This window comes from uncultured Veillonella sp., assembly GCF_900545795.1.
In the GTDB taxonomy this organism is placed as follows: Bacteria; Bacillota; Negativicutes; order Veillonellales; family Veillonellaceae; genus Veillonella_A.
In genome coordinates this window covers 47,625-62,875 of record NZ_URAR01000003.1, presented here as the reverse complement: position 1 = coordinate 62,875, position 15,251 = coordinate 47,625, and the positions used below count along the sequence as shown (strand labels likewise).

Genomic DNA, 15,251 nt, shown 5'->3' with positions numbered 1-15,251 from the left:
CTAGCGGTAGTATTGCGAGTAATCTAATGGTAGCATTACTGGTAAACAGCTGTTAGTGATGACTAATTTACATTAGTATATGAATAATCTGTAAAAGGTGTTTTATGGCAAAAAAATATTATGCAGTGCAACAAGGTCGTAAGCCTGGTATATATGAAACTTGGGCTGATTGCGAGGCACAAGTAAAAGGCTATAGTGGCGCAATATATAAATCATTTCCAACTATGGTGCAGGCACAAGAGTTTTTACAGCCTCAAGAAAAGTCCTATAGTTTAGCGGATGCTATTGAATTAGGCGTTCTTCCTGTGGAGGAGAGTAGTACAGGTCATACCTCGTCATATGTAAATAAGGCAGAACGTAATAGGTCTACTAAAAAAGAGAATATAGCACCTCAAGACGCTAGTGCTGAAGCTATGGTAGCGTATATTGATGGAAGCTTTGATAAGCACAATGGCGCTGTAGGCTCTGGTGGTATCATTTTTTATAATGATGAGAGTTGGGAATTCTCTTTCGGTACGAAAGATCCATTTTATACAAACTATTGGAATGTGTCTGGTGAATTACTAGGCTCGATGCATGTTCTAAAAGAAGCAAAGCGCTGTGGTGCTAAGGTTGTTCATCTCTATTATGATTACATGGGGATTGAAATGTGGGCCTTAGGGCGATGGAAAACAAATAATCCATTAACTCAATATTATGCTAAATTTGTTAAAGCGTATTTGGCGAATATGGCAGTTCATTTTCATAAAGTAGCTGCTCATACAGGGGTTACCTATAATGAACGGGCTGATCAATTAGCTAAAGCCGGCACAACTCGAGTTTAATCTATTGTTCAGGGCATGCATGTATGATGAATGTGTAGAATGCATAGAAAACCATATACTACCTATTGCATGGTATATGCTGTAAGGGTACAATAGTATGTACGAATACATATTGAATGAATCAATATATTATTAAAACTAAAATGATGTATTACCACTGTTAGGTTTGTAAAGCAACTAGCAGGTAATAATTATTTATTGAATTATTGGATATAAGGAGGCTCTTTATGAGTAAGATTGTATTGCCTTCCGGTTTTACGTTTGATTATACTAACGTATTAAATGAGTGGGCTGTAACTGATGAAGATATGCGCAATGAATTTGATAATGTTGCTAATGCTGTAAAAGCGGCAGCGAAGGTGCGTTTTAATGGTGTAGTAGATGGTCATTTGTCAAAGGATGGCACTCCAGAGAAAGTATTGTTTCCTGAACTTCCTTACGTTGAAGATGATCATTTAAATTCTGAAGCCGTTTTAAAACGCTTAGAAGCTTTAGGCGCTCATGCTAAAGAATCTATAGATGCTGTAGTAAGCTTTGGTATTGGTGGATCCTATTTAGGTGGTAAAGTTTTATTTGATGTGCATTGCGGCGAGTTTTGGAATCAAAAAACAGCAGAGCAACGCAATGGATATCCACAATTATATTTTAGTGGCAATAATGCTGATTCTAAACGTACTAAAGAATTAATTGATGCGTTAAAAGATAGCGCCGCTCGCAAGGAGAGCGATTTTAAAGTAATGCTTATTGTCATTTCTAAATCTGGCTCGACTATTGAACCAATGTCTAATTTTATGGTGGTTCAAGAGGCTATGTTGCAAGCTGGCATTGGCGTAGAAGTTATTGCTGTAACAGATCCACGAGATGATGAAAAAGAAACCTTATTACATAAGCTTGCCGTATCTCAAAACTGGCCAATTTTTGCTGTACCTGATGGCGTAGGTGGTCGCTTCTCTGTATTTACTGAAGTAGGCCTTATCATCGGTGCTGTAATTGGCTTTGATATTCGTTCATTCTTAGATGGTGCCAAGGAAATTGACCAAGCTTGTAAGAGTGGTAATATGTTACAAAATCCAGCATTATTAAGTGCCATTCTAAAATATATTGCATCTGAAAAATATGGTCGTACCATTGAAGTTATGATGCCTTATGGCGACTCTTTAAAATCCTTGGCTGAATGGTATGTGCAATTATTAGCTGAATCTTTAGGCAAGGAAAAGGCTGACAAATCTGGTCGCTATGGCCGCACTCCAGTAGTTGCTGTAGGAACTACTGATATGCATGCACAAACTCAGGAACATCAAGAAGGCCGCTTAAACAAAGTAGTTACATTTGTGAAAGTAGCTGATTGGGAAACTGAATTAGTGGTGCCTCATACATATGCTGATATTCCAACTTTAGAAGCATTTAGTGGTCTTGATTTAGCGACTATTATGAACACTGCTTTAGAGGCTAATAGTGAGGCTTTAACAGGGGATAAGCGCTTCAATTTAACTATTGAACTGCCAACTTTAAATGCGTTCTTCTTAGGTGCATTTATGTTTATGCAATGTTGGGCTATTTTCTATGAAGGTCAATTGGCCAATGTAGATGCTTTTAATCAACCTGGCGTAGAAGTATATAAGAAATTATTAGGCCCTAAATTAGCGGCACATAAAAATAAGTAAGACTGTAGTGCTAGACGATACTAGGAATGTATATTAATCATTTACCATAAGGGGGATTTTACCATGAAGATTTTAGTTACTGGTGGGGCGGGCTATATTGGCAGTCATACGGTGCGTGCACTTTGCAAGGCAGGTCATACGCCCATTGTAGTGGACAATTTATCCCGTGCCCATGTGGAGTCTCTGCCAGCGGGTGTAGAATTCATTGAAATGGATATTGCGGATCCTTCATTAGCTCAAGTGATGCAAGATAAAGGCGTGGAAGGAATCATGCATTTTGCTGCGCATTCACAAGTAGGCGAATCCATGGTAAATCCCTCTATTTACTATGAAAATAATGTAGTTGGCTCCTATCGTCTCATTGAATCAGCTCGTAAGGCCAATGTAAAATATTTCGTTTTCTCCTCGACGGCCGCTGTATATGGGGAGCCAAAAGAAGTGCCAATTTTAGAGAGTTCTGAATTGAATCCTACTAATGTATATGGACGTACTAAGCTGATGATTGAACAGATGCTTAAAGATTATAGCTCCATTTATGGCCTTCGTTATGTAGCACTTCGCTATTTCAATGCAGCCGGTGCTGATGAAAGCGGTGAAATTGGTGAGGACCATACGCCGGAGACTCATTTAATCCCATTGATTTTAGAAGCTGCTTTAGGTAAGCGTGAAGCGATTACTATTTTTGGCACTGATTACGATACGGAAGATGGCACTTGTGTGCGCGATTATATTCACGTAAATGATTTAGCATCAGCTCATATTCTAAGCATGGAATATTTAAGAGATGGTGGCGAATCCAATGTGTTTAACTTGGGCAGTGGCAGTGGTTTTAGCGTGCAGTCCATCGTTGATACTACTAAGGCTGTTACGGGCATTGATTTTAAAGTGCTCTATGGAGAACGCCGTGCTGGGGATCCAGGCACATTAATTGCGTCATCTCAAAAAGCACAACAAGTATTGGGCTGGAAGCCAGTTCATAGCGAAGTTAAACAAGTAATTGGGGATGCGTGGAATTGGCACCAGAAACATCCTAATGGCTATAGCAAATAATTCATTTAACTAATAATTTGAGGATATACCTATGAAAAGACTGACCCTTCAAGATATGCGTTCTTTAATTAAAAAGAAAGGCCGCCTCTTGTACGGGGCGGTCTTTTTATTTTGCCTTGTTCTAATTTATGGTTTATATATGAAATGGCAGTCGCCATCAAATGAAGCGGCAAAAGCAGGACAGATGCAGGTAGGTAACGATTCAAAGTCTGCTACATCGGTGTATAATGCGCAGCCTAGTGCATCAATGGATAACTCGAATAATAGTGCATCAATGCATAATTCGAAGCCTAGTGCGTCAAAGTATAGTTCTCAGTCAGAAGGCGCGAAGGGGAAGCAGATTATGAGTTTATATGCTTCGCTTCGTGGACTACCTTTTAAAAATCCATTTTATAGAGACTTACAAAGTAAAGTGGTGGATTTGGATGGATTGGGGAATTTAGTAGATGAATCAAGGGGCTCACTTTATTCAAAGTTGAATCATAGTTCACCAAAGGGGCGACGCCAACTTGATTATGATAGAAATAGTTTGAATAATCGGTCTAATAATCGCCCCAATCGTAGGTCGAATACATATATGCCAGGAAATAATAAGGGCGCTTTAGGAGACGAATTAAATGGTGATTCAATAGAGCCAAGTAGTTTGATGAATAATTATGGAACTAGTCGCCATGATGTATTAAGTTCAGGTGCATTGCGAGGTGAGACTAGTCAAACTTTAAATTCTAGGTCTATTTCATTAGTAGGCATAATACAGGGCGTAGAGTTAGTTGCTATATTGCATAGTGCGCAAGGCGAGGGTGTCTATGCAGTGGGTGAAGGACCAGCAGGGGTGACAATTCAATATATTGGGGAGTCCTTTGTGGATATAATGATTGACGGTGCTTCACAGCGATTATATTTGCCATAAATATTAAATAAAATAAGGGGGAATGCAGATGTGTTGGTTTTGGCGTTTAGGGCGCCTAGGTTTATATATACTCATTGCAATGGGCTGCATGAATTTTTGTAGGCCACTGTCTGTGCAGGCGCTGAGTATGACTGTAAATGAGGGCAGTTTAAGTTCCTTAGTTACTTCTATTGCGCGCAGTGAAGGATTGAATATTATTGGCACCGAAACATTGGCTGGTAAAGTGAGTATTAAATTACAGAATGAAACAGCTCGTCAAGCCTTACAGCGCTTAGCACGGCTGAAGCATTTTAGTTTAGTTGAAGAAGAGGGCGTCATCATTGTTAATGGCAGCGGTTTAGAGGATAAAGAGCCACGCTATGCTGAACTCATAGAGCCGAAGCATATGAAGGCTAACTCTCTCGGTGAAGCCATTAAGGCAATTGTAGAGGAAAAGCATATTCATGTGCTAAGTGATACTAATCAGGTTTTAGTCTATGGTACTGATGCGGAGTTACGTCATGTAAAAACTGTTTTGAATCAAATTGACCGCGTGCCACAGCAAGTCAGGTTTGAAGCTGCCATTGTAGCTGTGGAACATTCTTATTTAAAGGAGACGGGTATTCAATGGTCGTGGCAAAGTTTTACCGGTCATGGTCAGGATGAGACGGGGACCTATGGCGGTATTCGCTTTGGTAAAGCACCTAGTGGTGAGCCCTATAATTTTTTTGTAAAGCCGGAGCTTAAGGCTCAAGAAAATAAAGGCAATACGGTTCTTATTGCAAGACCTTCTATTACGACAGTAAATGGAGAAAAGGCTAAAATTCTCATCGGTGATCGTATTCCTGTGCTCGTAGAGACTAAGGAGGGCACAGACAGTCGCACCACGGTAGAATATGAGGAAGCTGGGATACGCCTTACCTGTGTACCTACAATTAGTGCTGACTCAGGGGTAGATGCGGACATCTATGCAGAAGTGAGTAGTCCCACTATGGTTAATGAATTAAAGGCCTATCGCATTACGACGCGTCAAGCTGAGACGCGGGTGCATCTCAATAAAGGTGATGTACTAGTAATTGGGGGGTTAATGGATAATCGCTGGAGTAAACAATCATCAAAAATCCCTTTACTAGGAGATATTCCTCTATTGGGGAAATTATTTCAGCATGCTAGAAAAACTAAGGACACGGTTGAATTATATATTTTTGTAAAAGCGGAGCTCTTGCCCCAATCAAATTCCTCTGGACTGTGATATAATAAGCAGTGATAGTGTAGAACGGAGGAATTAAGGAATGGAACGAATCCGTATGATTGGTTTATCCAAGTCCTTTGGGATTCGCAGCGTGTTCTCCAATGTTTCATTTGAGATTAAACGCGGCGAACGAGTAGGTCTCGTAGGTCCTAATGGGGCTGGGAAATCAACATTGATGAAATGTATTTTAGGTATTGAAGAATTAGATGATGGCCAAGTTGTAAAAGATTCAGTAACTACGATTGGCTATTTACAACAAGATATTAATTTAGGCGATGAAAGTTTGGCCGTAGAAATTCAGAAAGCTTTTGCCGATGTACAGCATTGGGAAAAAGAGCTACAGGCTGTTACAGCAGCGTTAGAAACAGATCCTCAAAATGAGAGTTTACTAAAGCGGTTGGAGCAAATTCAAGACCGCTTAGAGTGGTTAGGTGGCTATGACTATGAAATGCAAACTCGCCGGATTGCTTATGGTCTTGGTTTTAGTGATGAGGATTTGACTAAATCAGTTTCAGAATTTTCTGGTGGTCAAAAGACTCGTATCAATCTAGCTAAGGCCTTAGTTCGTCGCCCACATTTTTTGTTTTTAGATGAGCCTACCAATCATCTCGACATGGATATGTTGGAGTGGTTAGAAAACTATTTAACTTCTTATGGTGGCGGCATTTTAATTATTAGCCATGACCGATATTTTTTAGACCGTGTAACTACGCGAATTGTTGAGCTTGACCATGAGGTGGCACAAAGTTATCGCGGTAATTATAGTCGTTATGTGGAGCAGCGAGAAGCACAGCGTAAAGCTCAGCAAACAGCCTATGATAAGCAACAAGAATATATTCGAAAAACAGAAGAATATATTGATAAATACAGAGCTGGCATTAAGAGTAAAATGGCGCGAGGTCGTCAGTCCCAATTAAATCGCTTGGAGCGGTTAGATGCACCAGAAACATCTGAAAATTTAAAATTTGTATTCCCTAAAGCTCAAATTAGTGCTGACAAAGTGCTCACTGTGGAAGAACTCTTCTTATCCTATGGGGCGCGCGATATTGTAGAAGATGTGAGCTTTATGGTTCGTCGCGGAGAAGCAGTAGCCTTAATTGGGCCTAATGGTGCTGGCAAATCGACTATTTTAAAGTCTATTGTTGGCGATCTTGTGCCAGAAGCGGGCTTTATTGATATCGGCAGTCGTGTTTCTATCGGTTATTTTTCGCAAGACCATGAGGAATTGCATCCTAATTGGTCGGTGGCGGAAGAAATTATGAGCGAGTTTAATTATAGCGAAGAAAAGGCTCGAAATGTATTGGGCATGTTCCTTTTTAGAGGGGATGATGTATTCAAACTGGTTAAGGAATTATCTGGTGGCGAGCGCGCTCGCTTGAGTTTGTTGAAATTATTTTTGCAAGGCGATAATTTCTTAATTCTTGATGAACCGACAAACCATTTAGATATTCCCACTCGTGAAGTGGTGGAAGAGGCTCTCATGGAATTTACTGGCACTTTACTAGTCGTATCACATGACCGTTATTTTTTAGATAAAGTAGCAAAGCGCACCTTAGTTTTACAGCCGGAGGGTGTAGATTCTTATGAAGGTAACTATTCTTACTACAAGGAAAAGTTGAACGAGCAAAAGGCGCTAGCTGCTAAAGAAGAAGAGTCTCGACTGCTAGGAAGTTCGAAATCGAATAACAATACTAGTGAAACCAATCATCATGGTGTAGGCAATAGTAATGATGGGGGAGATAGTAGCGTATCTACAGGGCCTCAAGGTCAATTAAGCGAAGGGCAAAGTTCGTCAGGTCTCCAAAATAATGAATCAGGACCGACTAAAAAAATTAATGCTTTTATGCAAGCTAAGAAATTGGCGGAAGTGGAGACGGAGATTAGCCGTTTAGAAGCGACGATTAAAATGTATGAAGTGCAATTACAAAATCCTGAAGTCATTAATGATCCAGACTTACTCAGTGAAACTTCAAAGGCCATGGAAGAGACTAATGCCTCTTTAGAAAAATTGTATGAAGCCTGGGAAGAATTAGCGTCCGTCTAAGGCGTTCCTTCTGAACATGGTTTGTACCTGGTGGGGCAAGTAGACCAGTCAGAAGGAGGTGTGCTATGAAAGGTCGTTTTGCACCGAGTCCTACGGGACATTTACATTTAGGCAATATTTGGGTTGCTTTACTGTCTTGGTTGCATTGCAAGCAGCAAAAGGGCACTTATGTGCTAAGGATGGAAGATATAGACACGCAGCGTTCTAAGCGAGACTTAGGGGAACAGCAGATGGATGATTTGGAATGGCTTGGCTTTACATGGGATGAAGGGCCTCGTGTAGGTGGTCCTAATGGCCCTTATTGGCAAAGTGAACGCTCCCATTTGTATGAATCAGTTCTTTCAAAATGGCGTGAAGCAGGGCAGATATATCCTTGTTTTTGTAATCGTGCACGTCTTCATAGCATTAGTTCTGCCCCTCATGGAGCGGAGGGGATTGTTCATTATGATGGTCATTGTCGTGATTTAACAAAGAGCGAGCAAGATTTGTTAAGGGAGAAAAAAGATCCTTCTTGGCGGTTAAAAGTAAAAGCGCGTGAATACACCTTTAATGATATATGGCAGGGCACGCAGCAGGCTGTAGTTCGACCTTTATATGATGATTTTGTAGTTAAGCGGGCGGACCAGATGTACGCGTATAATTTAGCCGTAGTGTATGATGACATTCATATGGGCATTACTGAGGTCATAAGAGGCTATGACTTGCTACCAGCAGTGGGAGCTCAATTGTGGCTCTATGAAGTATTTAATGAGCCCGCGCCGACTTATGGTCATGTTCCTTTAGTAGTAGATGAAGATGGCTATCGTTTATCAAAGCGTCAAAAGAGTATTACCATTAAAGAATTACGTGAAGCTGGCTATAGTAGTGGTATGATTTTAGGCCATTTGGCCTTAGCAGCAGGGATTGTAAAGGAGAGTCAATTGGAGCGTTTTCACAGCTTGTCATTAGATTCCCTAAAAGATGTTTATTTTGAGAATTCATATCTAAAAGAAAAAGAAATCAAATTGACAAATTTCGATATTGAGATATAATAAGAGAAGGGAATTGAGGTGACAAAATGAACCTTACTGAAGTAATTCAAAAGAAAGTATGGGCTGTTCTTGGTGCTACGAGTCGCAAAGAAAAATTTGGCTATAAAATTTTAATGCACCTTCGTAAACATGGCTACACTGTATATGCAGTGAATCCTAATGTAGACGAAATTGAAGGCGAGCCTTGTTACAATTCATTGCGTGACTTACCAGAAGTACCGGATGTTGTTGACTTTGTGGTGCCAGAAATAGTAGGTCTTGTCGCTCTTGATGAGTGTAAAGATTTAGGTATTTCTACTGTGTGGTTACAGCCTGGTGCGGATAAGCCATCCGTAGTAAAGAAAGCAGAGGAATTAGGTTTTGATGTAATTCAAGACTGTGTATTAGTTCAGATAAAGTAAAGTGCTAGGTAGCACTGAATCTATCAATTCGTTAATATGGTTATATATTCGTAAGAATATCAAATACAAGGAGGTCATTATTATGGCAGACATTAAAGAATTAACAGTAGAAAATTTTAAAGCAGATGTATTAGAATTTGACGGTGTATCCATCGTTGATTTCTGGGCTCCATGGTGCGGTTATTGCGTACGCATGATGCCAATTTTCGAAGAATTAGCTGGTGAACTTGGCGATAAAGTAAACTTTGCAAAAGTTAACACTGATGAAGTAGCTGCTCTTGCTCAACAATTCAATGTAGAAGTATTACCTACATTTGCAATTGTTAAAAATGGTGAAGTAGTAGATCGCAAAATTGGTTTCGTACCAAAAGAAGAATTAAAAGCTGCTATTGAAGCACATGTATAAGAGCAAACTATATTGCTTTTAAAGTGAATATATGAGGTTCAGTTTTTCTGAACTTGTAAATTTTGCTTCATAAACAAATTTTGTTTAACATAATATAAGCCCTCTGTGTTGAAGTTGGAATAACTTTACACAGAGGGCTTTTTGTCGATTATTAAAGTAGGTTTATGAAACGATTCATGGATAGCTTGAATATTTGTAGCATTTTATAAAATGGGGAGAACTTTTGATAGCTAACCACGTTGACGGCGTGCATGAATGAACTTGAGTAAGTTCTTTTCTTTCTTACGATCCAAATAGCCTCGCGCTAAAATGTGAGGAATGGACACGCCAATAGCAATACAAATAATGATTAAGGCACCGGTAATACCACTGCGCAAAATAGACATGAATGTATCAGGTGTTAATGTATTAATGGTAAGGACGCCATATAAAAAGCGGTATAAGAGGACCCCAGGAATCATAGGTATGACTGATGGGATAGCTATAATCAATGGAGCGGTGCGCACCTTTTTGTAAATGCTCAGAGCTAGTAAACCAATAATAGCAGCCGCTACAAAGCTAGAGCCAATAGTGGTAAAACCAAGTTCAACAATTAGGAAGTTTCTCACAAAAATGCTAATGGCACCACCGATGCCGATGATATAAAGCAAACGAAATGGTGTATTAAAAATCAAGGAGAAACCTATGGCGCCTACGGCACCAGCTACCATGTGAAGTGGCGAAATATGAACGGGCGTTACGCTTATATCTGTAAAGGTAGATATGTGGTCAAAATATAAAGCCGTTGCAATGCCCACAGACATACTGCCAACGATGAGTAAGGTGTTGATAGCGCGGGTCATACCGGACATAATATGATTATTTATAGTGTCGTCCACCGCATTAATGAGTGGTATACCAGGCACCATGAAGAGGGTACAACTAATCATAGCGTATAGCAAAGTATTCCACCCTGTTAAGGCATGTAATAGGAATGAAATAGCAGTAGCTACAAATGAGGCAATAGCAATTCCAAAGTAGAAATTGATTTGCATTTGATTGCACCAGCGTCGCGCATAAAAACCTACTAAGGCGCTAATGATTGTACCTATGGCTGATAAGAGATCGCCACCGAAATTAATGGCGAAGGCACCACAGGCAGTGCCAGCGGCTACCGCGAGGAGTGGCGTAGGATATTTAAGTGGTGTTGATGCAATTTCATTTAATTGTGACTCAAATTCATCTAAGGTGTAATTTTGATCCAGTGCACGCCAAGTTAATTTACTTAAAAATGACAACGTTGTCATATTAACACCATGATGTAATGTTTTGTGAAAGGCTGTATAGGATCTTTCATCAGTGTGAATATTTAACATTAAGGTGGTGTAAGTAATATGCATATGTACATAATTGCGTGGTATTCCCATATACGTGGAGGCACGCATTACATCGCGGACAATTTGGTTTGTATTGGCCCCATTTTCCATTAATAGGCGGCCTAAAAAAAGCAGCAAGTCCATCTTCCGGTGAATTTCTGTAAAAGGATGATTAAAGACTTGTGATGGAGGACATTCTGTTGTTCTACCCATAAAAATAAATCCTTTCTATATTTGATATTATAATCAGTATAACATAGGACTGTGGGAATAAATAGAAAGGGACAAAACTATAGAGTTTGTAGTATACGAAAGAACAAAGCCTTAAAAGCGAGAACAAAACACTAAAATATAGAATTAGAATTAACATTAGAATAAAGATAAAGTTAAAGAGATTTCAAGTTAAAGTTAAAGTAATTTAAAGTTAACGTTAAAGAAATTATATGTAAACATTAAGAAGAGATATTAAATAGAGAAATTAAGTGTAGAAATTAAGTGTAAGAATTAGGTGTAGAAAATAACTAAGAATTTTAAAGTAAAATTTAATAAAGTGGTAATTTGTGGTTTCAATTTTTCGCTAGTGGTGGGAAGTGGTGGAGACCACTTTTTTTATTGCTTTAAAAGTAGAACATATAGGCTTTATTTAAGTACAAAATATCGAAAAAAAGGAGAAAAACAGAGATAAAGTGAAGGTAAAAATAAATTTTTTGACAAATTTAAGAAAATTTTGTATATATTGTTGTTAATAAGTGGGGAATTGTGGTAGAATTTAGCATATAGTGGAGGATTAGAAAGAAGAAGTGTAAGGAGGTGAGACAATTATGTTTTTAGGCAATCATTCACATACGATTGATACAAAGGGACGTATGATTATCCCTGCTAAAATGCGCGAAGACTTAGGTGATCGTTGTATTATCACGCAAGGCTTCGATAATTGTCTCGCCGTGTATTCTCTTGAAACCTTCCAAAAGAAAGCCGATAAACTAAATGCCTTACCTAGCACTAAAGCAAATGTTCGTGCTTTACAACGTCACTTCTTTGGCAATGCAGCAGAAGTGGAGTTTGATAAACAAGGGCGAATTTTAGTGCCCGCACCTCTACGTAAACATGCCTCCTTAGGTAAAGAAGCAATTGTAGTGGGGCAAGGTGGGTTTATTGAAATCTGGAGTCGTGCACAATGGGATGCTTACAATGAAGCTACGGCTGGTAGCATCGAAGAGCTGTCTGAAAATATGGAAGACTTAGATTTTTAGCATAAAATCCACAAAGATAGCATAAAGCCATAAATACTTAGATTTTTAACATAAAGATTTAAATTATTAAAATTATGTGGTGCAGTACATAGAAAGGAGTGCCAACGTGGAATTTAATCATGTTAGTGTGTTACTAGCAGAAACTGTTGAAGCTGTGATGACAAATCCTCATGGCACATATGTAGACTGTACCTTAGGTGGGGCAGGTCACTCCTTAGCCTTAGGGTCAAAATTAAGCGACGATGGATTACTCATCGGCTTAGATCAGGACCGTGATGCTTTAGGCGTAGCTAGTGAACGATTAAAGGACTTAGCTTGCCAGGTTATGACTATACCAACTAATTTTAGAGATTTAAAAGCAGCGTTAGAATCTAAGGGGATTTATGAAGTTGATGGCTTTATCTTCGATTTAGGCGTTTCTAGCTATCAACTAGATACGGCAGATAGAGGCTTCTCCTATATGCATGATGGTCCATTAGACATGAGAATGAATCAAGAGTCACAATTGAGTGCAGCTACAATAGTTAATACTTATAGTGAAGCTGATTTAGCTCGCATTATTTGGGACTATGGGGAAGAGCGATGGGCTAAACGGATTGCAAAATTTATCGTTGAAGCGAGAGCGGAACAGCCTATAGAGCGAACTGGGGAATTGACGTCAATCATTAAAAAGGCGATTCCTGCAGGAGCTAGACGAGAAGGCCCTCATCCAGCAAAGCGTACATTTCAAGCGATTCGCATTGAGGTAAATCAGGAGTTAACAATTCTGCATGATAGCTTTGTTGATGCGGTGAGTATGTTAAAGCCGGGAGGCCGTATCGGTGTTATAACCTTCCATTCACTGGAAGATAGAATAACAAAACAAACCTTTAAGGAATTAAGTCAGGGCTGTATTTGCCCACCGAATATTCCGGTGTGTGTATGTCACCATGAAGCCGTTGTAAAAGCTCGAAATAAAGCAATTGAGCCTAGTGCAGAAGAAGTGGAAGTCAATCCACGGGCACGAAGTGCTAAATTGCGGGTAGCAGAAAAACGATAATTTAAGTTTAAATAGGATGTTAATCGACAGAGTTAAGTCGGTGTAGATAGAAGTTGTGGGGGATGATGGTATGTTGGCGAGAAAGACGGTAGATATGAGGACCTTAGCGCCACAAGCAAAAGCGTATGTTCCAGCTCAAGTGGGTGCTAAACAAAGGGCCGGCACTATAAGCTTAGGCTTTATGAGTCGTGAGTTGAGATCAGTTTTTATGCTTATTGCGTTAGCATTTGGCTTTTTATTGGGCTATGAATATTTAGCTCATGCAAAAATTGACTCTGGCTATGAGTTAGTAAAGATGCAAAATGAAATTGTACAACTTTCAAGAGATAATGATGAATTGAGTTTAAGTGTGGCTGAGCTTCGTTCACCTACGAGAATTCAACAAATAGCGCAAGATAAATTGGGAATGGTTTTGCCCGATGCTTTTGTGTTTAATAGCAAAGGTACTACTGTAGAACGTGAGGTACAAGTGACGAAACCAATCGTTGATTAACTATGGTATGAGGCAGCTCTAAGGGAGCTGCTTTTCCTTGTTTGAAGTGGAGGAAGTAATTTTGAAAACTGTAAGAGAATTGCTACAGAGTATACATGGTGCGACATTAACCAGCGGTGCAGATACAATTGAAGTCAAACAAATCACAGCGGATTCGCGTGAAGTAAAAGAAGGCAGTTTGTTTATTTGTCTAAGCGGCGCACATGTTAATGGACATACTTTTGTGGATAAGGCAGTAGCCTCTGGAGCAGTAGCATTGTTAGTATCAGAGCCAGTATCGGCCCCTGACCATGTGGCTGTTATTACCGTGGCTGATACAAGAGTGGCCATGCAAGAATGTGTGCCATTTTTTTATGATTATCCAGCTAATAAAATGCGCATGATTGGTGTAACTGGCACAAATGGTAAGACTACAACGACTCATATAATTGGACATATTTTACGAGCTCAAGGTCATAAAGTGGGAATCATTGGTACCGTTCACACCTTAATTGGCGATACAGCCTATCCGATTCATAACACTACGCCAGATGTTGTAGATTTACAACATATTCTATGTCAAATGGTAGCAGAAGGGGTAACGCACTGTATTATGGAAGTATCGTCTCACGCCTTAGCTTTAGGTCGTGTAGCCGGTGTAGAATATGACACAGCTGTGTTTACGAATTTAACGCAAGATCATTTAGATTTCCATAAGACATTTGAAAATTATTTAGCAGCTAAATGCAAATTATTTGAACAAGTGAGTGCTCCTAATCAATTTAAAAAGAATAAGGGCGCCGTTATAAACATTGATGATCCTTATGGTGAGCAAGTAATGGCTAAAAATAGTGCGCCACTTATTACGTATAGCACTAAAGGCCAAGGTACATTAGAAGGGGAGAAGTTGACTATTACGTCTAAAACATCCTCCTATGATGTAGTGTATGAAGGGAAAGAATATCCTATTCATATGAAAATTACCGGTCTATTCAATGTATATAATACATTAGCTGCCATTGGAGCTGCCCTATTTGAAGGTGTATCCATGGAAGCCATTGTAGAGGCATTGAAAAACTTTACGGCTGTACCAGGACGTTTTGAGCTTGTGGAAGAAGGGCAAGATTTTGCCGTTGTTGTGGATTATGCACATACCCCAGATGGTTTAGAGAACATCTTGGAAACAGCGAAGAAAATTGTAGACCGTCAAATTCTCGTTGTCTTTGGCTGTGGTGGTGACCGGGATGCCACTAAGCGCCCAATTATGGGTGGTATAGCTGCCAAATACGGCGATAAAATTTATGTCACTTCTGATAATCCACGTACGGAAGATCCAGAGCAAATTGTGGCACAAGTGGCTGAAGGGGTAAAAGAGCATTTACGTGACAACTCTTCGTATAAGGTGATTACTGACCGTCGCGAAGCTATTTTTGAAGCTATTCGCGATGCTCAAAAAGGCGATGTAGTGATTATTGCTGGTAAAGGTCATGAAGATTACCAGATTTTAAAAGATAAAACGATTCATTTTGATGATCGTGAAGTAGCAAGAGACGCATTAAAGGAGAGATAAT

General features: G+C 39.5%; 14 protein-coding genes. 13 read left to right on the top strand and 1 reads right to left on the bottom strand.

Features of this window, described 5'->3' with window-relative positions:
* The first annotated feature begins 104 nt into the window (after nt 1-104).
* From QZR90_RS02545 to trxA, 9 genes are all read left to right on the top strand, one after another.
* Nucleotides 105-824: a ribonuclease H family protein gene (locus tag QZR90_RS02545; RefSeq protein WP_295788420.1), complete on the top strand. Its 720-nt coding sequence runs from the start codon at nt 105-107 to the stop codon at nt 822-824.
* A gap of 227 nt (nt 825-1,051) precedes the next feature.
* The gene (locus QZR90_RS02540; RefSeq protein WP_295788418.1) at nt 1,052-2,488 is read left to right on the top strand and encodes a glucose-6-phosphate isomerase; all 1,437 of its coding nucleotides are present in this window, start codon (nt 1,052-1,054) and stop codon (nt 2,486-2,488) included.
* 63 nt (nt 2,489-2,551) lie between these two features.
* Nucleotides 2,552-3,538: a UDP-glucose 4-epimerase GalE gene (galE, locus tag QZR90_RS02535; RefSeq protein WP_295788417.1), complete on the top strand. Its 987-nt coding sequence runs from the start codon at nt 2,552-2,554 to the stop codon at nt 3,536-3,538.
* Between the two features lie 31 nt (nt 3,539-3,569).
* Nucleotides 3,570-4,448, top strand: coding sequence for a hypothetical protein (locus QZR90_RS02530; protein WP_295788415.1), 879 nt, complete (start codon nt 3,570-3,572; stop codon nt 4,446-4,448).
* A 28-nt stretch (nt 4,449-4,476) separates the two neighbouring features.
* On the top strand, nt 4,477-5,679 hold the full coding sequence (locus QZR90_RS02525) for a type II secretion system protein GspD (RefSeq protein ID WP_295788413.1): 1,203 nt from the start codon (nt 4,477-4,479) through the stop codon (nt 5,677-5,679).
* Between the two features lie 40 nt (nt 5,680-5,719).
* On the top strand, nt 5,720-7,723 hold the full coding sequence (locus QZR90_RS02520) for an ABC-F family ATP-binding cassette domain-containing protein (RefSeq protein WP_295788411.1): 2,004 nt from the start codon (nt 5,720-5,722) through the stop codon (nt 7,721-7,723).
* Between the two features lie 65 nt (nt 7,724-7,788).
* Complete coding sequence (gene gluQRS / locus QZR90_RS02515; RefSeq protein WP_295788409.1) at nt 7,789-8,754, top strand: tRNA glutamyl-Q(34) synthetase GluQRS; 966 nt, start codon at nt 7,789-7,791, stop codon at nt 8,752-8,754.
* 26 nt (nt 8,755-8,780) lie between these two features.
* The gene (locus tag QZR90_RS02510) at nt 8,781-9,155 is read left to right on the top strand and encodes a CoA-binding protein (RefSeq protein WP_295788406.1); all 375 of its coding nucleotides are present in this window, start codon (nt 8,781-8,783) and stop codon (nt 9,153-9,155) included.
* Nucleotides 9,156-9,237: 82 nt separating this feature from the next.
* Nucleotides 9,238-9,561, top strand: a complete 324-nt coding sequence (gene trxA, locus QZR90_RS02505; protein ID WP_295788404.1) for a thioredoxin — start codon at nt 9,238-9,240, stop codon at nt 9,559-9,561.
* A 230-nt stretch (nt 9,562-9,791) separates the two neighbouring features.
* Here the strand turns inward: trxA and QZR90_RS02500 are convergent, their stop codons facing one another.
* Entirely contained in the window at nt 9,792-11,129 is a 1,338-nt protein-coding gene (locus QZR90_RS02500; protein WP_295788402.1) for a threonine/serine exporter ThrE family protein, read from the bottom strand.
* 608 nt (nt 11,130-11,737) lie between these two features.
* Here QZR90_RS02500 and mraZ point away from each other — a divergent pair.
* From mraZ to QZR90_RS02480, 4 genes are all read left to right on the top strand, one after another.
* Nucleotides 11,738-12,169: a division/cell wall cluster transcriptional repressor MraZ gene (gene mraZ, locus QZR90_RS02495; protein ID WP_295788400.1), complete on the top strand. Its 432-nt coding sequence runs from the start codon at nt 11,738-11,740 to the stop codon at nt 12,167-12,169.
* A gap of 106 nt (nt 12,170-12,275) precedes the next feature.
* Entirely contained in the window at nt 12,276-13,208 is a 933-nt protein-coding gene (gene rsmH / locus QZR90_RS02490; protein ID WP_295788399.1) for a 16S rRNA (cytosine(1402)-N(4))-methyltransferase RsmH, read from the top strand.
* 70 nt (nt 13,209-13,278) lie between these two features.
* Entirely contained in the window at nt 13,279-13,701 is a 423-nt protein-coding gene (locus QZR90_RS02485; RefSeq protein ID WP_295788397.1) for a septum formation initiator family protein, read from the top strand.
* 61 nt (nt 13,702-13,762) lie between these two features.
* Nucleotides 13,763-15,250, top strand: coding sequence for a UDP-N-acetylmuramoyl-L-alanyl-D-glutamate--2,6-diaminopimelate ligase (locus tag QZR90_RS02480; protein WP_295788395.1), 1,488 nt, complete (start codon nt 13,763-13,765; stop codon nt 15,248-15,250).
* The last annotated feature ends 1 nt before the right edge of the window (nt 15,251 follow it).